General features: G+C 43.3%; 15 protein-coding genes. 3 read left to right on the top strand and 12 right to left on the bottom strand.

Going from position 1 to position 19174, the window contains the following annotated elements; translation table 11 throughout:
- Window positions 1-41 precede the first annotated feature (41 nt).
- From Q3W13_RS20965 to Q3W13_RS20985, 5 genes are all read right to left on the bottom strand, one after another.
- Window positions 42-1319 carry an anthranilate synthase component I family protein gene (locus Q3W13_RS20965; RefSeq protein ID WP_302867257.1) on the bottom strand — a complete coding sequence of 426 codons (1278 nt, stop codon included), beginning with the start codon at window positions 1317-1319 and terminating at the stop codon, window positions 42-44.
- A 64-nt stretch (window positions 1320-1383) separates the two neighbouring features.
- A complete protein-coding gene (locus tag Q3W13_RS20970) occupies window positions 1384-2664 on the bottom strand; it encodes an adenylosuccinate synthase (RefSeq protein ID WP_302867259.1) in 1281 nt (426 codons plus the stop codon).
- Window positions 2665-2965: 301 nt separating this feature from the next.
- Window positions 2966-3259 carry a hypothetical protein gene (locus Q3W13_RS20975; protein WP_302867261.1) on the bottom strand — a complete coding sequence of 98 codons (294 nt, stop codon included), beginning with the start codon at window positions 3257-3259 and terminating at the stop codon, window positions 2966-2968.
- A 2-nt stretch (window positions 3260-3261) separates the two neighbouring features.
- Window positions 3262-3732, bottom strand: coding sequence for a Fur family transcriptional regulator (locus Q3W13_RS20980; protein WP_302867262.1), 471 nt, complete (start codon window positions 3730-3732; stop codon window positions 3262-3264).
- A gap of 115 nt (window positions 3733-3847) precedes the next feature.
- Window positions 3848-6070 carry a bifunctional (p)ppGpp synthetase/guanosine-3',5'-bis(diphosphate) 3'-pyrophosphohydrolase gene (locus tag Q3W13_RS20985; protein ID WP_302867264.1) on the bottom strand — a complete coding sequence of 741 codons (2223 nt, stop codon included), beginning with the start codon at window positions 6068-6070 and terminating at the stop codon, window positions 3848-3850.
- 114 nt (window positions 6071-6184) lie between these two features.
- Between Q3W13_RS20985 and Q3W13_RS20990 the strand changes: the two genes are divergently transcribed.
- From Q3W13_RS20990 to bshB1, 3 genes are all read left to right on the top strand, one after another.
- Window positions 6185-6799, top strand: coding sequence for a DUF4294 domain-containing protein (locus Q3W13_RS20990; protein WP_302867266.1), 615 nt, complete (start codon window positions 6185-6187; stop codon window positions 6797-6799).
- 2 nt (window positions 6800-6801) lie between these two features.
- Window positions 6802-7296 carry a glutathione peroxidase gene (locus tag Q3W13_RS20995; RefSeq protein WP_302867268.1) on the top strand — a complete coding sequence of 165 codons (495 nt, stop codon included), beginning with the start codon at window positions 6802-6804 and terminating at the stop codon, window positions 7294-7296.
- Between the two features lie 86 nt (window positions 7297-7382).
- A complete protein-coding gene (bshB1, locus tag Q3W13_RS21000; protein ID WP_302867270.1) occupies window positions 7383-8108 on the top strand; it encodes a bacillithiol biosynthesis deacetylase BshB1 in 726 nt (241 codons plus the stop codon).
- 83 nt (window positions 8109-8191) lie between these two features.
- Here bshB1 and Q3W13_RS21005 read toward each other — a convergent pair whose 3' ends face one another.
- The 7 genes from Q3W13_RS21005 to nuoL all read right to left on the bottom strand — a co-directional run bounded on the left by Q3W13_RS21005 (window position 8192) and on the right by nuoL (window position 19172).
- Complete coding sequence (locus Q3W13_RS21005) at window positions 8192-8632, bottom strand: hypothetical protein (RefSeq protein ID WP_302867272.1); 441 nt, start codon at window positions 8630-8632, stop codon at window positions 8192-8194.
- Window positions 8633-8843: 211 nt separating this feature from the next.
- On the bottom strand, window positions 8844-10175 hold the full coding sequence (lat, locus tag Q3W13_RS21010; protein WP_302867273.1) for an L-lysine 6-transaminase: 1332 nt from the start codon (window positions 10173-10175) through the stop codon (window positions 8844-8846).
- A gap of 196 nt (window positions 10176-10371) precedes the next feature.
- The gene (locus tag Q3W13_RS21015; RefSeq protein ID WP_302867275.1) at window positions 10372-11679 is read right to left on the bottom strand and encodes an ammonium transporter; all 1308 of its coding nucleotides are present in this window, start codon (window positions 11677-11679) and stop codon (window positions 10372-10374) included.
- A 471-nt stretch (window positions 11680-12150) separates the two neighbouring features.
- Window positions 12151-13662, bottom strand: a complete 1512-nt coding sequence (locus tag Q3W13_RS21020; RefSeq protein ID WP_302867277.1) for an NADH-quinone oxidoreductase subunit N — start codon at window positions 13660-13662, stop codon at window positions 12151-12153.
- 5 nt (window positions 13663-13667) lie between these two features.
- Window positions 13668-15287, bottom strand: a complete 1620-nt coding sequence (locus Q3W13_RS21025; protein WP_302867279.1) for a DUF4139 domain-containing protein — start codon at window positions 15285-15287, stop codon at window positions 13668-13670.
- Between the two features lie 103 nt (window positions 15288-15390).
- Window positions 15391-16995 carry a NuoM family protein gene (locus Q3W13_RS21030; RefSeq protein WP_302867281.1) on the bottom strand — a complete coding sequence of 535 codons (1605 nt, stop codon included), beginning with the start codon at window positions 16993-16995 and terminating at the stop codon, window positions 15391-15393.
- A 137-nt stretch (window positions 16996-17132) separates the two neighbouring features.
- Window positions 17133-19172 (bottom strand): NADH-quinone oxidoreductase subunit L, encoded by a 2040-nt coding sequence (nuoL, locus tag Q3W13_RS21035; RefSeq protein ID WP_302867282.1) that lies wholly within the window; start codon window positions 19170-19172, stop codon window positions 17133-17135.
- Window positions 19173-19174 lie beyond the last annotated feature (2 nt).

Below are 19174 nucleotides of genomic sequence, written 5' to 3' on the forward strand. Positions count from 1 at the left end.
AAATCATTACATTTATGTAAAGATAAATAAAACGATTTTATTTACCAATTGAATCCGTTTACACCAAGCACCTCCAATATCGCCTGTGCTTTAAGCAAACACTCCTCATACTCTTTTTCAGCATCAGCATGATAGGTTATAGCGCTGCCGGCATGAAAAGACAGGTATTGCCGGGCTTGATTATACAAAACGGTACGGATAACCACATTAAAATCAAAATCCCCGTCAGGACTGAAATAGCCGATAGCTCCCGAGTATACGCCCCTCCTGCTGCTCTCATATTTTTCCATCAGCCGCATCGCGCTTATTTTGGGTGCACCCGTCATGCTGCCCATTGGGAAAGTATTTTTAATGATCTCCGCGTCGCTTATTCCATCCGCTATCTCACATACTACGGTCGAAATCATTTGGTGTACATGGGCAAAACTATAAATGCCATAAAGCTCTTCAGTTTTAACCGTGCCGGGCCTAGCTGACAGGGTAAGATCATTTCGGACCAGGTCGACTATCATTACATTTTCCTGGAGTTCTTTCGGATGATTTTGAAGCCGGGTCATCAGCTCCTCATCTTCGGCCGCGGTGACGCCTCTTTTAGCGGTTCCTTTAATTGGCTGCGATATCAGCTTATTCCCGCGCTTAGCTAAAAATCGTTCAGGTGTGGCGCAGAGTATATATTTATCTCTTAACTTAAAAAACGCTGAAAATGGATTTGGTGAGAGCTTATTTAACTCAACAAATACAGAAAGCGGATCGATTACGGCATTTTCCGAAAAAAACTCCTGGCAAAAGTTAGTTACATAAATGTCTCCGCGGTTAATGTGCTTCTTTATTTTTCCAACAGCATTAACATAAGCTGCCTTTCCCGTGCGTGGCTGGATATTTAATTCCGCGGAAATGCGCTTACCGCCAATCTCCTGTTTTCCAATGGCTTCGAAAGTCAGATGGGGGTCGGCTGCCATTATTTCAACTTTATTACCCTGAAAGATGAGCAGGTATTCGGGCTCAAAAAAATACATCCCGGGAAAATTGAGGTTATCAGGATTACCGGAAGTCAAATCTTCAATTTCATTCTTAAGGTCGTACGAAAAAAAGCCTGCCAGCCAGCCAGTGTGCTGTTGCCTGAATTGCTGCAACAGCTCAAAGGCAGAGCCGGGCTCCGCATTAAGTTCAGCTTTCACTGATACAGCTATCAGGGCATCAAACTTACTGTAGTTGTCATTAAAGTCGTTGGAGTCAAGGTAACAGCAAACATCGAACCCTTCAGCCCATTGCAGGGCTTTCCTCTTGTATTCCGCCGTATTTACCAGGTATTGAATCACGCTGTAAAAGTAAAATCAAAAGGCCCCTGAACGGAGCCTTTGAATCAAGTTAAATAAAATTTTTTTATGGATGCAAAGTTAACGTTTGCTTCCTGTCCGGACCAACCGAAAGATATTTAACCGGTACACCTAATTCTTTTTCCAGATAATCTATGTAAGATTGCAGTTTGGCAGGTATTTCAGAGAGTTCGGTTATGCCGGTCAGGTCTTCGTTCCAGCCGTCTATTTCTTTTAACACTGGAGTTGCTTCAACGCCACAGATATCATAAGGCATATAATCTATCTGTTCGCCCTGGTAGTTATAATGCGTACAGGCGTAAATTTTTTCGAAGCCGCTCAACACGTCTGCTTTCGTCATCACCATTTGCGTAACACCGTTCAACATGATGGCGTATTTAAGCGCAGGCAGGTCAATCCAGCCGGTACGGCGCGGGCGCCCCGTAGTTGCGCCGAATTCGTGACCTATACGGCGCAGTTCTTCACCTGTTTCATCATTTAGTTCGGTTGGGAAAGGACCGCCGCCAACACGGGTGCAATAAGCCTTAAAAATACCTATCACCTCGCCTATTTTATTAGGTGCTATGCCTAAACCTGTACAAGCGCCGGCAGTAGTGGTGTTTGATGAGGTTACAAACGGATACGAGCCAAAATCAATATCCAGCATAGTGCCCTGTGCACCTTCGGCCAAAACCTTTTTCCCTTTTTGCAGGTAATCATTCACCAGGTGCTCAGAGTCAACCAGCTTGAATTTACTGATCAGGTCAATCGCCTCAAAAAATGCAGCTTCGCGTTCCGAAAAATCAGGAGCTTCGTTATAAAGCGATTTTAACATCGAAAGGTGTTTATCCACCAGTTTTTGATAACGCTCTTTAAAATCCGGTAAAGTAATATCGCCAACCCGTAAACCGTTCCTGCCGGTTTTGTCCATATAAGTCGGACCAATACCTTTTAAGGTAGAGCCGATCTTCCCTTCGCCCATTTTCTTTTCGGAGGCAGCGTCGAGCAACTGGTGCGTTGGTAAAATCAGGTGCGCCTTTTTGGCTATCATCAGGTTGCCTTTGGCCAGCAAATCGTGGCCGGCATCCTTCAATTTATCTAATTCTTTTTTTAGGGTGATCGGATCAATCACAACGCCATTACCAATAAGGTTCATGGTATTTTCAAAGAATATTCCGGAAGGGATAGTATTCAATACAAACTTTTTACCGTCAAACTCCAATGTATGCCCGGCATTCGGCCCGCCCTGGAAACGCGCGATCAGGTCGTACCCTGCGCTCAATACATCAACAATTTTTCCTTTACCTTCGTCGCCCCACTGGAGCCCTAATAATACGTCAACAGCCATTAATTTTTATATTTTTTATAACGTTCGTCAATTCCAAAAACGACGGCTTTTTTACTTTCTCCCAAGTCATGCCATCTAAGGACTCAGGATCTATATCACTCTCAGCATCCGCAAAGTAGGTGATAGATCTTAATATGGCAAAAGTGTCGTCATAGTAAAATCTATTTTGATAAAATTTTAACAAATCATCCATACAATACTCTCGCAACAGCCGCGCCACATACCAAAAGTCTTTCTTAGCGCCCCTTCCTTTTATAGCATTGAGTTTTAAAGCGATTAAATCTTCTAGAAACCAGGGCCTTTAAAAATCCCAGTGTTGCCGGTTCGACTGTTTCTTCTCGTAACATTTAAAATCAGTTGGTTTGACTTTGAACAGGGCGCAACAAAAACTTATATTAATATCTGATAACCAATTTGCCTGTAACGCTAATTCTCCGACTCTTTTGAACCCGTAAAATTTCAAGAGGTTATCAAAGTCTTCGGTTCTGCCACGTTCTATAATCTTTTCTACAACATGCGCTGCATTTTTTTCATAGTCAATCTTATCCATATCGACATCCCAAAACGCCTGCTTACTTAATTCCGGCTTATTCATGTTTATTGAACTTTCCTATCGCAAAAACCGGCTCGCAGCTTTTCGCAATTGCCATACAGGTTTAACGAGTGGTGCTTTATCTCAAACTTCAGCAGGCCGCCCATCATGCTTTGTATCTGCTGTATGCGCGGATCGCAAAACTCCACTACTTTGCCGCAATCGATACAGATAATATGGTCGTGTTGTTTATAACCATACGATTTTTCGAACTGCGCCATGTTTTTCCCGAACTGGTGCTTGGTCACCAAATCGCACGATACCAGCAACTCAAGAGTATTGTAAACCGTTGCGCGGCTAACACGGTATTTCTTATTTTTCATGTGGATATACAACGACTCCACATCAAAATGGTCAGACCGGGAATATATTTCTTCAAGTATTGCAAAACGCTCGGGGGTTTTCCTGAGGTTTTTATTTTCAAGGTACGCCTCGAAAATCTTTTTAACCATGGGTATGGTTTCCTGTTGAGACATTTTTCTGTATTAAAGGACAAAGTTATTGAAATTAGTTTAAAGTTGATTAAGTTTATTATGTTGATTGCGTTATCAAACCCGGTCAACTCGATCAACAACTCACCCAATCAACTTATTAAGACGCTTTCTCAATCGCCGAATCAAACCTGTTTACACCGGTTATACCTTTAACAGTTTTCAGCTTTCTTATCAGGTTATCCAGGTGATTCGTATCATTCACATATACCATTATCGAGCCTTCAAAAATACCATTGTCGCTATCTACGGTGATAGAGCGTATATTCACTTTAAAATCCTGCGAAATTACGGTAGTTAACTGGTTGATAAGGCCGACCTCGTCGATGCCTGTAATTCTTAAGCCGGTTAAAAAGGCCAGCTCCTGTTGGTTTGTCCACTTAGCCTTTACAATCCTATACCCATAGTTGGCCATCAGCTTAGCTGCATTGGGGCAATTGGTGCGGTGTATTTTTATGCCATCGCTCACGGTTACAAAGCCAAACACATCATCGCCCGGAATCGGGTTGCAACAGTTAGCCAGTTTATAATCGATCTTTTGCATATCCTCGCCAATCAGCAGCATATCACTGTCTTTGGCTTTTATGCTGCGCATCAGCCCCTGCAGTTGTTCTGCTTCTATCCTGTCCTGCGGCTTATTCTCGATCGTTTTTTCTGAAGCCTGGTACTCCTTCAGGTCTTTCATATCGATAGTGCCCTTGGCAATATTGTAGAAAAGATCCTGTGTAGACGGCAGCTTGAAAAAATAACTCAGCTTCTGTATATTTTCGGTATTGTAAGTAATCTTTAACGTTTTCATTTTACGCTCAAGAATTTCCTTGCCGTCTTCGGCTACCTTACGTTTTTCCTCCTTAAGCGCCGATTTGATCTTAGCCTTTGCCTTGGCGGTAACGACTATATTCAGCCAATCCTCCTTTGGTGTTTGCTTGCTTGATGTAATTACCTCTACCTGGTCGCCGTTCTGCAGCTTATACCCCAGCGGTACCAGCTTATGGTTAACTTTTGCACCAATACAGCTCGCCCCTACGTCAGTGTGTATCTCAAAGGCGAAGTCGAGGGCGGTTGCGTTCAACGGCAACTGGATCAGTGCACCTTTTGGCGTAAAAATAAATATCTCGTCAGAGAACAGGTTCATTTTAAAATCATCCAGAAAGTCGAGCGCGTTTGAGTCTGGATTTTTAAGCATGTCCCTCACTTTTTGCACCCATTGGTCGAGCCCGCTATCGGTAGATGATTCTTTATATTTCCAATGCGCGGCAAAGCCCTTCTCCGCAATTTCATTCATGCGTTTAGTACGTATCTGAACCTCCACCCACTGGCCCCGCGGACCCATCACCGTGGTATGCAGCGACTCATAACCATTTGCCTTTGGCGAAGATATCCAGTCGCGCAGCCTGTCCGGGTTGGGCCGGTAAAGGTCCGTAACAATAGAATATGCTTTCCAGCAATCGGCCTTCTCAGCTTCCGGTGCGCTGTCTAAAATAATTCTGATGGCAAAAAGGTCATAAACTTCCTCAAAAGGGATGGCCTTCTTTTTCATCTTATTCCAGATGGAATGAATGGATTTTGGCCTGCCGAATATATCTGCGTGTAAACCTTGTCCTTCAAGTACTTTTTTAACCGGCTCGATAAAATCCCTGATAAACTTCTCACGTTCAGTTTTTTTCTCGTTCAGCTTATTTTTTATAAACTGATAGGTCTCCCTTTCCATGTATTTCATGGAAAGGTCTTCCAGTTCAGATTTTATAGCATACAAACCAAGGCGATGTGCCAATGGGGCGTACAGGTACACCGTTTCTGATGAAAGTTTAAGCTGCTTGTCACGGGGCATAAACTCCATAGTGCGCATATTGTGCAGCCGGTCAGCAAGCTTTATCAGGATAACTCTTACGTCGTCGGCCAGCGTAAGCAGCATCTTGCGAAAGTTCTCGGCCTGTAAAGAGCTGTTTGTATCAAAAACTCCCGAAATTTTAGTCAGGCCATCAATAATCATGGCCACTTTTTTCCCGAATTCCCTTTCAATGTCTTCAAGGGTCATGTCGGTATCTTCAACTACGTCGTGCAGCAGGGCACAGACTATCGAGGTTGTGCCTAATCCAATTTCCTCGGCGGCTATCTGCGCAACCGCTATAGGATGATAAATGTAAGGCTCACCCGATTTGCGGCGCATGTCTTTATGGCTTTCCAGCGCCATCTCGAACGCTTTGCGTATCATTCGCTTATCGCCTTTTTGCAAGGTAGATTTCGACGCCCGCAGCAACGCCCGGTATCTTTTTAGTATCTCGTTTTTTTCGGCTTCAACGTCTATCACTAATTCCTTCATCGTGTAGATTTATCCTTTATTGCGTTAAATATCACAACCTTGCAATAAAAATTATAATTGGCGGTTATAACAATTACCAAAATAATTTGCATTATTTTTGTTCTACGTAAAATTATGAAATTAATTGGCTTATTGCTGTTGTTTTGTTGTTTAATGGGTGCGTCCAGCGCTCAAACAAAACAGGCTGCTCCATTAATTTTAGGCAAAAATGATACCATACGCACCTATCTCACCATCGACAGCGGCCGGCTCACTCCCTGGATTGTTTTAAACGAGGTTAAGATTGAAGAAAAACGTATTTTTAAAAGTCAGGCTGACCTTGATGCTTACCGCCGTTTGCGCTATAATGTGCTGAAGGTGTTGCCCTATGCACGTTATGCGGGGCAGCGCTATCGGCAGCTGCAGCGAGACCTGGCCTTAACCGGTGATAAGCATAAGCAAAAGCAACTGATCAACACTTGCGAAACTGAAATAAAAGGCATCTTTAATAAAGAAATAAAAGACCTGACAATTAGTCAGGGCGAGGTATTAATTAAACTTATTGACCGTGAAACCGGTTACACCAGCTATGCAATGGTACACGAGCTGAAAGGCGGTTTCAAAGCATTCCTGCTTCAATCCGCCGCCCGTATTTTCGGACATAATTTAAAAGAAGAATACGACCCCGCTGAACAAAAAGATATTGAAGCCATCCTGAACCAGGCGGGCTATGTTTCATCTAACAATTGATAATGACCGATAAAACCATTTACCAGTTTAACGTTTTGCAGTTAAACGGTGAGGAAATTAGTTTATCTGAATTTAAGGATAAAGTTCTGCTCATAGTTAACACCGCCTCTCAGTGCGGTTTTACCCCCCAGCTAAAAGAGCTTGCTCAATTAAAAAAGGATTTTCCAAACGGCGACTTTGAAATACTCGCTTTTCCTTCAAATGATTTTGGCAACCAAGAGCCGCTTGATGGAAAAGCGTTGGAAGACTTTTGCCAGGTGCAGGAGGTTAACTACCCCGTCTTTGAGAAAATAAGGGTCCGGGGGCCATACGCGCATCCTTTGTATAGCTTTTTTGCCGACAAGAAACAAAACGGAAAGCTAGGCTCGGTCCCCCGCTGGAATTTTCATAAATTTTTAATCAATAAGTCCGGCCAGGTAGTTGACTTCTTTTTCCCGTTCACTAAGCCAACTACATCTAAAGTAAAAAAACGGATATCGAAGTTGCTGGTAAAATAAACCAATTCGCGAAAGATGTCATTCTTTTGATTTTGTGCTGACGCTTGCACCTTGATTGGTAGCAGTCATAATTCATATAATTGTACATGCTTAAATTAGATATTTTAGTTTTATCGGTTCATCCCGACGATGCCGAACTTGGTTGTGCAGGCACCATCCTGAAACATATTGCCCAGGGGAAAAAAGTGGGAATTGTCGATCTCACCCGCGGTGAACTTGGCACCAGGGGCTCTGCTGAAATAAGAGACAAAGAAGCAGCCGAATCCGGACGCATACTTGGCTTATCCATCCGCGAGAACCTGGCCATACCTGATGGTTTTTTTGAGAATACAAGGGAATACCAATTAAAAATTATTGGGGCGATCCGCAAATTCCAACCGGAAATACTGATTACCAACGCCTATCATGACAGGCATCCCGACCATGGGCGTGCGAACAAGTTGGTTGAAGAATCCGCATTTTTGGCAGGGCTCAGGAAGATTGAAACCTATACTGACAGCGGGCAATTACAGGAAGCCTGGCGCCCAACGCAAGTGCTGCACTTTATACAGGATAACTACATACGGCCTGATATACTGGTTGATGTAACAGATTTCTGGGATAAAAAAATTGAAAGCATCAGGGCATTTGGCTCACAGTTTCACAACCCTGAGTGGGCAGAAGAGCCACAGACTTACATATCATCACCTGAATTTATACAGGTAGTTGAAGCGCGGGCACGAGAGTTTGGTAAGAGTATAAACGTTAAATATGCAGAAGGCTTTACATCCAGAAAAATCCTGGGTGTGGATAGTCTCTTCGATTTGCGGTAAAGGGTTGGTTGATTAAGTTAATTAGAGGTTAGCAACCAAATGCTGAAACTAATCTCTAATTAACTATTCTTTGATTAACTAAATCACGCTTTAACGTATTCAAAACGATTATTTTCCTGGCTACGCTCTCTTTTTAATTTATTCTCATTGGAGAGTTTCAGCAATATTCCTGATAATTCCGAGGTCTTAAAATCTGAATCAAAGTTTTCCTTGCAGTAATCGGCTATGGAAGCAATGGTATGACGCGTCTCAAAAAAATCGGTAGCGAGTAACTGGTTCAATACCTTGGTTGCACCGGGCTTTTTGCCATTCCTCATCTGAGTGTGGCTTTCACCATTTTCGCGTAGCTTAAAGGCCTTCTTTAAATGCAGGTCGGAGTTTTCCAGCTCTACCCTTTCTGCTTCAATCATCGCGTCCAGCAATCGGTCAACTACTCTAACCTGTACAGCTTCTGATTGGAACGAATTTACAACTTCTGAAATCTCTACAAGCTGCTTCTTTAACTTTTCAATGTGCTTACTCATGTTTCAAATACCCTGTTAAAATAATAACTGTGCACTAAATCAATGCCGTCAGCATAATACCCCATAATATGCCGATATTGGAAAAAAAATAGTAAATGTTATCCGGCATATATGTAATTAACGCCGGTTGACCATTTTATTGCAGAATTATCGGAAATATGCCTAATTTCTATTAAAAACAGGTTTTTGTATCAATTGTTTTACATTGAAATTAGAGTGAGGCGGATATTTTTTCAAGTATTTCCAGGCCCTGGTCGATATGTTTTTGCTCAATAATAAGTGCGGGCCTGAAGCGGATGCTCTGCTCGCCGCAGCCTAAAAACATTACATTTTGCTCAAGCCCCCTGGCGATCAACTTATTTCTTGTAGTTGTATCAGGAAAGTCAAAGGCGGTTAACAAGCCTTTGCCGCGAACGTTGCTGATAATTGAATATTTTTCAGAAAGCCCGGTAAGCCGCTGCTGTAAATAAGCTCCCATTTTAGCGGCATTATCACACAGGTTATCCTCATCAATAATAGTCATGATTTTAGACGACCGTACCATGTCTACCAGACTCCCGCCCCAGGTTGAATTGATCCGCGATGAAACATGAAATACATTGTTTTCAATTTCGTCAACCTTAGTGCCTGCCAGGATGCCGCATACCTGCATCTTTTTACCAAAAGCCAATATATCAGGACGTGCTTTTTCGCCAAAGTGTTCATGGCACCAGAATTTACCGGTGAGGCCTACCCCTGTTTGTACCTCATCGTAGATCAGCATGGCTTCGTTTTCATCGGCCAGTATACGCAGCTGCTCTAAAAACTCTTTGCGTACGTGGTTATCTCCGCCTTCAGACTGTATGGGTTCAATGATGATGGCACATATATCGTCTTTGTTCAACTCGAAGGCTTTCTTTATTTGCGCAATCGAGAGTTCTTCCCTTTTTAACAAATCTTCATGATTGGCATCGCTATACGGGAAATTCATTTTCGGAACCGATACCCGCGGCCAGTCGAATTTCGCGAACCACCTGGTTTTAACAGGCTGGGTGTTGGTAAGGCTTAAGGTATAGCCGGAACGCCCGTGAAATGCCTGCTCAAAGTGGATGACTTTAAAGCCCCGCTCTTTGGTATATCCTTTCGCAAAATTCTTTTGTACTTTCCAGTCCATCGCCACCTTCAGTGCATTCTCAATGGCCAGCGCGCCGCCGGCTATAAAAAAGGCGTGGGGCAGGTAATCCGGGATACCGATACGGCCAAAGGTTTCAACAAATTCGGCGTATTGTGTAGTATAAATATCCGAGTTGGAGGGGTTGGTCAATGCCGCCAGCATCAGGTTCTTTTTGAACGCTTCGTCGTCCACCATTTTGGGGTGATTATAGCCTAACGGAACCGACGCAAAGCAGGTAAAAAAGTCTAACAGCGTCCGGTTATATTTCGCATCGTAAATATAAACGCCTTTACTTTTTTCCATATCAAAAGTCAGGTCAAATCCGTCGGCTAATACGTGCTTCTGTAACGAAGCTTGAACATCTTTAGGTGAAACGAGCATGTTGTACATACAAAATTGGTTTGTACAAATCTACCGAAAAGGCCTCAAAATGCAAATTTAAGGGGTTTTTGAACCGGAAAGAGCAAAAAGTAACTTTAAATTGTTTAAAGTTACTTTTTGTACCAATATGTCTTTTGGTCGCCAGAATGTTTGCAGCAAGACCACCAAAATATTTCAAGAATTCTGCGTGCAGAAGCCAAGCACCTTATAGTTTTTCCCCGTGCTGCGTGATATCCAGACCGATCTCTTCTTCCTGGGCAGATACACGTAATGGCGATATCATATCTGTTATTTTAAGCAAGGCCAGCGAACCAAAGAATGCAAAAACCGAAACACCCACCAGGGCAATCAACTGAACAAAAAACAGGTGCGTGTGGCCGAAGAATAAACCGTCGCCGGTTGCATTACCAGCATTTACCTTCTGGTTGGCAAAAACACCGGTTAACAGCATCCCTACCATGCCACCAACGCCGTGACAAGGAAATACATCCAGGGTATCATCAATAGAAGTTCGGGTACGCCATTCAACCACCAGGTTACTTACCACCGCCGAAATAATACCGATAGCCAGCGAATGCGGCACCGATACAAACCCCGCAGCAGGCGTGATAGCTACCAAACCAACCACCGCACCGATACAGGTCCCCATGGCTGACGGCTTTTTGCCGCGCAGCATATCAAAGAATATCCAGCTGATACCTGCGGCAGCCGATGCCGTTGTGCTGGTGGCCAGCGCTGTAACCGCTAAGTGGTTGGCTCCGAATGCTGATCCTGCGTTAAAGCCAAACCAACCGAACCAAAGCAAGCCAGTACCGATCATAACGTAAGTTATACGGGCCGGTGCATGGTCAGCATCGTTCCTCTTTTTTAAATATAAGGCTGAAGCCAAAGCCGCCCATCCTGCAGACATGTGTACAACCGTTCCTCCGGCGAAATCAAGCACTCCTAATTTACTTAAGATGCCATCCGGATGCCATGTTACGTGCGCCAGTGGCGAAAATATAAATATGGCAAACAACACCAGGAAGATGATGTAGGAGTTGAAACGGATACGCCCGGCAAATGCCCCTGTAATAAGCGCTGGTGTGATGATGGCGAACTTAAGCTGATACATAGCAAATAATAACAGCGGAATAGTTGGCGCTAATTTCCATGTAGCATCACCCAGCATACCCTTCATCATAAAAAAAGTAGCAGGATTACCGATAATCCCCCCGATACTGTCACCGAATGCAAGGCTGAAACCAAATATCCCCCAAATCACAGTGATGATCACCATACATACAATACTTTGCAGCATGGTGGAGATTACGTTCTTTTTATTCACCATACCGCCGTAAAAAAAGGCCAATCCCGGTGTCATAATCAAAACAAGCGCGGTCGACATCAGCATCCAGGCTATATCGCCGGTATTATAATGCGGATCGCTCGTTTTCTTGAAATCAACGGATGGAAAAATAAAAGTTAGAACCAAAATGAAGAGTATAAGCGCAAACGGAAAGTATCTTTTCATACAATTTTTAAACTTCTGTAAAATTTATCGTTAAAATGAGGTTTATAACGATGTAAAAATCGTAAAAAAGTTAAATACATAAATAAAATGGCAAAAAATTAATATATTATCACTAATACTGTACGAAAATTAGAATTATGAAATTTACAAAGCATCAGTCGAGCGAAAAAATGATTATTTTATAATTTTAGCAATAAAATTCAGAGAAAATCATAATCATTTTTTGTTCAAATTATGATATTTACACACAAACAACTATCAAACAACTGATATAAAAAAGAAACCCGGCCAAAAAGCCGGGTTCGTCATAATATAGGTTTATAAATGGTTTAGTTTGGTCTGTTTAGCTAATTTTCATCACAGTCTCACAAATAAGCTTTGGATGAAAAAGTTGCTGAAATTAGATTTTTATTTATTAAAAACCAAATAAAAAATAGGTTTTATTCAAAAAATATTGCCATGCATTGGTTTTTAAAGAAGATCACTTAGCATTTGCGGCCAAATTCCCAGCAAAATAATCAGAACAGATATAAAAACGCCAAAAACCACTACGTTTTGGGATTTTGTAAATGTATTTTTTAAAATTTCCGTACGTTTTAGAAATAAATTCAATGGGATTTTGATATAGTAAAATAGCGATACTACAGTAGTTAAAGCACCAGTAATCATCAGCAGCAAGAGCCAAATGTTGTGATCATGCTGATAAACTGAATATACAGAAGAAAAAACAAACACTTTCCCTGTAAAGCCAGCGCTTACCGGTAAGCCTGTTAGGGATATCAGCACAATCACAAAGCAGATAGAGGCCGCAGGATGTTTAAGTCCGAGTCCCTTATAACTACTGATATCGTCAGCATCAAGCGCGTTGGCGAAATAGGTAGCCAATGCCAATGCGCCAATGTTGGCGAGCCCATAAACAGCCAAATAAAAAATAACAGCGGCCACGCCTGTCGAGTTATAGGTCACCACGGCCATTAGTGCAAACCCCGTGTGGCCTATGCTCGAGTAAGCCAGCATACGTTTAACATTCTTTTGCAATACAGCTGCAAAGTTGCCGGCTATCATGGTTATGATGCCAATTATGCTTAATACCAGCTTAAAATCAAAACCGTTCCATTTTTCAAAATAGATAAAGGGCCGCAGGAAGTTAATTAATAAGGCAAAGGCTGCTATTTTTGGCAATGTGGACAACCACGCCGTAACCGGAGTTGGCGCACCTTCGTAAACATCGGGCACCCAAAAATGAACCGGGACGAAAGACAGCTTAAACCCGATACCAATTAATACCAGCCCTAAGGCCAAAGCCACCGCCAGCGGATTAGCCTGCATCAATCCCGGCAACAGGTTTCCGCTAAACAGATTTAAGGAACCGCCAAAGCCATATAGCAACGATATGCCATACAGCATTATGGCCGACGATGCCGCGCCAAACAAAACGTATTTTAATCCCGCCTCGGCACTAAACCTGGTTTCGCTGCGATAGGCTACCATCAGGTAAGAAGCGATCGACACCATCTCGATAGCCAGATAAATCGATAAAAGATTCACCGCCATTGTCATTAGGTGTACAGCGAGAACGGAGCCTATGGCTATCGAATACAAATCTGAAAGACCTTTCCTGTGGGCTTTCAGCCGGTTGTCCCATTCAAAACAAAGTACCATTATAGCCGCCAGTGCGTCGATGATCAATTTAAAATTGATGGCTACACGGTTAAGCAACAACATTTCGCCAAATAAAAATTGACCGTTAACGCGTCCGCTCACAAAAAGCAATGAAATTTGCTGGTAATCCCGTTGAATCACCAACAACAGCCCCGCAAATGCTATGATCCGGCAAAGCTTTTCGGAATTACGGCCAAAAAGCAGGTCTGTTACCAATACCAGGATAAACAATACCGTCAGATATATCTCCGGCAAAAAGAACGGAATGCTGCTTAACGTATCGTTTATGGAACCGGGTATAAAGGGTATCAGGCTATGCATTATTGTTATTGAACTATTACCGATTGGCTTTTGGGATATTTAACCATGTATTTTAATTGCAGCTTCTTATCGTCCTGCGAATTTAGTGTTAAATTCCATGAAACCTTACCTGTAGTTGCATCTGGTTTTGCGCCGGATGTTTCCTGTACCTCGACTTCGATTGCTGAATTCTGGGAAACGGGCACCTGGTCTTCAACCAACAGGCCTATCTTTTGGCTTTTTCGATTTTTTACCTCTATGCTCCAGCTTTTGGTTTCTTTTTTATTGGAACCGAAAGTTTGATTTTGGGTAAGATTTTTTTCGAGGGTGCGCTTAATCAAAATCCCTTTGTCATTTCCCAGCGAAAGGTTAAGGGTATCGCTCATTGCCCGCATATCTATTCTCGATTTACCTATATAAGTTCCCTCAAAAAACACATTAGCATCGCCCGATAAAAGGTTGTATTTATTTAAATCGGTTACGCTTGCGGTCAAAAATACATCTGTGCTTATTTTTGGTGCAGCGTAGTACTGGTAGCTGGCATTAACATTTATGTTGTTTATTTCTACCTGACAAGGTTTTCCGTCGTTTGTTACAGAGTATGGATTATCGATATTAAATTCAACACTGGTCTGTGCTTCCTGCATATCCACGCTCACAGGGATAGACTTTGCGTTACCGTTTGCTACTACCACCTCGGCCAATTGGTTTGATTCCTTATCTCCGGCATTGTTCATGGCAACTCCTGCAACCCGCCCCCGCAATGCTCGCTCAACATCATTATACACATTGAGATAATATGGCATAAGTTCTGGCTTAATAGCGTTGTTGGATGGCAACCCAGTCGACAAAGTGAGCTTTACATTTTTCCAGTCTTCGCCACTATGCTGTAAAACATTGGCCTTATATGCAATGGTTAATGGGGTATTTACGTTTTTAGCACGAATATCATAGCTGGCGTACCAACTGGCGTCTGCTGTAAGATAGCTCACGGCGAATGTTGATTGTAAAGCCGCTTTTGATGATACGGCAACTATAATATTGCTGGTAGCAGTAGTTTGCCCATTATTTATCTCATTAATCTGGTTATCAAATTGCTGACGTTCAGTATATAACACTGTTATTTGATTACCGGCATCCTGCTCCTTTTGCTTCAGCATGGTAAGCCGCTCGGTTTGAAAGTCAAGCGCCTGCTTCAGTTTTACAACATCAAGCGTTGCATTTTCAGCCTTAACAGACTGATTTTTTGCGATAACAGTTTCTTCCGCCTGGTAAATCGCCAGCATATTGTTTAGCATCGTGATTTTGTCATTGATGCTTTTCTGTTTTGTATGCAAATCGAGCAATTGTTGGGTTTTGTTGCTAGTGCTGCTCAAATAATTCATCTCGTGCTTGACGGATAAAATAGTGAATTCACCATTCGCGTGAACTTGTATGCTTTGCGGGTCGATATCTGGTGAGATATTTTCAAATATTAAATCGGTTGTGCCTGCAACGATATTCACGATCGCTGTGCGCGTCACCTGTGCTCCGTTCAAAAAAACCGTTACTTTTTGAACTTTTGATGTTACTTTCTGGCCTTCATCAGCCTTTACCATCAACGCTGCAAATAACACCAGCGCAGCAATCGTCAATCTCTTAAACATAATCCGTTAGTCTAAATAAATAATCCTGTTAATTCAATCCGGTTTAAGGATTGTACATAAAGGATGCGCGTGCCTGTGGTTTTCCATAACTCAGCACGGCTATTTATTTCACTTGCAGAAAATTTATAAACGTAATTACCGATTCATTGATCTTATCGAACACCAAAGAAGGCATAATACCTAATATAAGCGCAATAAAGGCCAGGGGCATCAGGGTCAGCTTTTCGCGGAAATTCAGGTCGGTAAGAGCTGATTTCCATACAGAACCACCTTTTAAATTCAGCGAACCAAAGAACATGCGCTGTAGCGTCCACAAAAAATAGGCGGCGCTCAACAGTATGCCTACCGATCCGCAGATGGCCATCCAGTGCGGCAGGTTACCGTTAACCGATGCTGATTTAAAAGCTCCGGTAAGCGAGAATGCTTCACCAATAAATGCCGAGAACCCTGGCAAACCAAGTGAGGCAAAAAAGGCAACAATAACGAATGCCGCATATTTAGGCATGATAGTCGTTAGGCCGCGGAAGTGAGTGATGCCCCTGTCGTGCACACGATTGTACACTACCCCCGCCAGGAAGAACAGCATCGTTGATAAAAAGCCGTGACTTACCATCTGCATAACCGCGCCGCTTAAGCCTTCGGTCGTCATGGAAGCTATGCCGAGCAGTACGAAGCCCATGTGCGAAACGGATGAATAAGCTATCATGCGTTTTAAGTCGTGCTGCGATAGGGCGTTCAATGCGCCGTATATGATCGATATTACACCAAGCAAACCCAGCCAGTAAGCGCCGGTGTGTGCGATCTCCGGAAAAATGCCGACAGCTATGCGGATAATGCCATAGCCGCCAACCTTTAACAGAACACCCGCAAGAATAATAGAAACCGGCGTCGGTGCTTCCACGTGAGCATCAGGCAGCCAGGTATGCAGCGGCACCAGCGGCACCTTTATGGCAAAGGCAATAAATAATACGATGAAACCAACCGATCGCGCGGAGAAGCCCAAAATTGATTGCTGGCTAACCACTGCGAATACGGAACCCGGCTGATAATTTGCCGGATTCATCATCTGTATCATATTAAAGGTATGCCTGCCCGTGGCAGGGTCGGTAACCGAAAGGTATAGCCCAATCATCACCAGCAACATAAACACCGAACCGAACAAGGTGTACAGAAAGAATTTGATGGCGGCATATTCGCGCCGTGCTCCGCCCCACATCCCTATCAAAAAGTACAACGGCAGCAGCATCAATTCGTAGAAGATATAGAACAAGAAGAAGTCTAACGCACAAAATACGCCGATAACGGCCATATCGAGGATCAGGAACAGCACAAAGAAGCCCTTCAGGTTACTTTTTATTTCCCACGAAGCTAATGCGGCTACAACCAGTACAGCCGAACTCATCACCAGTAATGCAATGGAAAGCCCGTCTATCCCCACGAAATAATCTATCTGCATTTTACCTAATGTGCCCAGGTCGAGGTTTATCCAGGGCAATTTTTGGATAAATTGAAATTGCTCTTCATGGTTTACGCCGGCAAATGCTGCGCCCGTTTTAAAGTTGCAATAAATCCATACAGCCAAACCTAGTTGTACAAGCGTAGCACCCAGCGCGATAAATTTAAAGCTGTGTCTCCATGCCGACGGCAATACCGCTATCACCAGCGCAAACAGTACAGGAATAAATATGAGGAGGCTAAGGATGTTCATGCTGAGAGAAGAGTTAGAGTCAGGAACCAAGGATCAAGAGCCAATACAGGAAGAGAAAATATACGCAACCCGGTCAAAGACCTTTCGCCTTTCACCTTTAAGCATTCGCCATCCGTCTTTAACCTTTTACCTAACATCTAGTATTTGAATAAAAGAAAAATAAAAACTGCTAATATAACTACCAGCATGCTGTACAGGTAATATTGCACTTTGCCGCCCTGGAAACGGCGCGCAAAGTTACCAATTGCGTGTACAGCATCGGCTATGGTATGTAAAAATCCATCTATAATAAATTTATCTATCCAGGCGGCAGTTTTGGATGCCGCTATAGCCAGCTTACCCAGTGCGTGTATAAAGCCGTCGATAGCCCGCCTATCAAACCAGAATGTACTTCGGCCCAAAACAATCACAGGTTTTACTACGTACTTTTTATAAAAAGCGTCGATATACCATTCGTTAAACGATAACTGCCATAAAGCGCTGTTTTGTGAAAATGGACTTAGCTTTCTCTTTCCGTAAATGGTGTAAGCGCCATAGATGACCAGTAAGCTAAAAATATTAACGCAAACCGGTACTATAAAATGGATAAAACCTGCTTCTGCTGTTTTGCCCGGATAAGACATACCAGTATATAACCACGATTGCTCGTAACCTACCGGATTAAACGAAAACAAAGGGAACAAACTGCAAATGGCCAGAAAAACCAGGGGCGCCTTATATAACCAGCCGCCATCGCTGATATGCAGATAGAGTGCGCTGTATTGTTCGGCCAACCGAAATTTGCCAAAGAAAACCTTTACTATTAAACGAATTACATAAAATGCGGTAAGCCAGGTGGCGATGACAGCAAATACCGGCACCAGCATTAAAGCCCGGCTCTTATGCTCCGACCATTCAAAAGCCTGTATTAATATGCCATCTTTAGACAGGTAGCCGGAAGTTAGAGGCAGGCCTGTTAAAGCCAGTCCGCCAACGAGCGCCGTAATGAAAGTAAGCGGCATTTTCTTGCGCAAACCACCCATGTTCTGAATATTTTGCGGGTCGATGTCAAGCTTATTATCATCGCGGATGTGCGCCATTTGATGTATGACGATACCTGCAACCAAAAACAGCAGACACTTAAAAAAGGCGTGTGTAACCAGGTGGAACAAAGATGACGAATATGCGCCAACTCCCATGGCCATCACCATGTAGCCTAACTGTGAAATAGTGGAATAAGCGAGGATCCGTTTTAAATCATTTTGAGTAAGAGCGATAGTTGCCGCCATAAATGCGGTAAAGCAGCCGGCAACTGCCAGAAAGGTAAGTTCCGCGTCGTTAAACATCGGGTATACCCGGCCCAATAAAAATACTCCTGCTGCAACCATAGTAGCGGCATGTATTAATGCTGAAACAGATGTGGGGCCCTCCATGGCATCAGGCAGCCATGTATGCAGCGGGAACTGTGCTGATTTTGCGGCGACCGCCAGGAAGACGCCTGCAAACGCCGCGTACTGCCAGATAACGGGGAGCTGCGCAGCAGGGTTTAAAGCTGCAGGTGTGTTTCGCCCGAACAAACTATCAATGTCAAAGGTGTGGTAAGCAGAAAAAAGGAGAAGGATAGCGGCCAATAGTCCTATATCCCCTATCCTGTTCATAATAAAAGCCTTTTTATTTGCCTGCACTGCCTTGTGCCGCGTAAACCAAAAACCGATTAACAGATACGACGAAAAGCCAACCAGTTCCCAGCTCATGTAAAAAAGCACCAGGTTATCCACCACCACCAGCGCCAGCATGCTGAAACAAAACAAACTCAAATACGCGAAGTAGCGGCTGTACCCGGCATCACCCCTCATATAAGCTAACGAGTAAATATGAACAGGCAGGGCGATCAGATTCACCAGCAGCAGCATGAGCACCGAAAGGTTGTTCAGCAAAACACCGGCGTACACTTTGGTGTCTCCGATGGTAAACCATAGCACTTTTTGATGAACAAGATGATTGGTATCCCAAACTTTTGCAAACACAAATACAGACAACGCACAGCTGAACAATATAGCCGCAGTTGACATCCAGCCTGATACTTTGCTGCCTTTGGCCGGGAAAAATATATTAACAGCAAAGGCCAGTAAGGGCAGTAATACTGCCGCCAGCGTAAATTTTATGGTAAGAGTATCTATTGCCTGTAAAAAATCCAATG

The sequence above is a fragment of the Mucilaginibacter sp. L3T2-6 genome (genome assembly GCF_030519355.1).
In the GTDB taxonomy this organism is placed as follows: Bacteria; Bacteroidota; Bacteroidia; order Sphingobacteriales; family Sphingobacteriaceae; genus Mucilaginibacter.

Coding starts and splice junctions, on each gene's coding strand:
- Q3W13_RS21015 (WP_302867275.1), bottom strand. CDS start 11,679: ATGAAAAGATACTTTCCGTTTGCGCTTATACTCTTCATTTTGGTTCTA.
- Q3W13_RS21020 (WP_302867277.1), bottom strand. CDS start 13,662: ATGCATAGCCTGATACCCTTTATACCCGGTTCCATAAACGATACGTTA.
- bshB1 (WP_302867270.1), top strand. CDS start 7,383: ATGCTTAAATTAGATATTTTAGTTTTATCGGTTCATCCCGACGATGCC.
- Q3W13_RS21030 (WP_302867281.1), bottom strand. CDS start 16,995: ATGAACATCCTTAGCCTCCTCATATTTATTCCTGTACTGTTTGCGCTG.
- Q3W13_RS20995 (WP_302867268.1), top strand. CDS start 6,802: ATGACCGATAAAACCATTTACCAGTTTAACGTTTTGCAGTTAAACGGT.
- Q3W13_RS21005 (WP_302867272.1), bottom strand. CDS start 8,632: ATGAGTAAGCACATTGAAAAGTTAAAGAAGCAGCTTGTAGAGATTTCA.
- Q3W13_RS21025 (WP_302867279.1), bottom strand. CDS start 15,287: ATGTTTAAGAGATTGACGATTGCTGCGCTGGTGTTATTTGCAGCGTTG.
- Q3W13_RS20970 (WP_302867259.1), bottom strand. CDS start 2,664: ATGGCTGTTGACGTATTATTAGGGCTCCAGTGGGGCGACGAAGGTAAA.
- Q3W13_RS20975 (WP_302867261.1), bottom strand. CDS start 3,259: ATGAATAAGCCGGAATTAAGTAAGCAGGCGTTTTGGGATGTCGATATG.
- lat (WP_302867273.1), bottom strand. CDS start 10,175: ATGTACAACATGCTCGTTTCACCTAAAGATGTTCAAGCTTCGTTACAG.
- Q3W13_RS20985 (WP_302867264.1), bottom strand. CDS start 6,070: ATGAAGGAATTAGTGATAGACGTTGAAGCCGAAAAAAACGAGATACTA.
- Q3W13_RS20990 (WP_302867266.1), top strand. CDS start 6,185: ATGAAATTAATTGGCTTATTGCTGTTGTTTTGTTGTTTAATGGGTGCG.
- Q3W13_RS20980 (WP_302867262.1), bottom strand. CDS start 3,732: ATGTCTCAACAGGAAACCATACCCATGGTTAAAAAGATTTTCGAGGCG.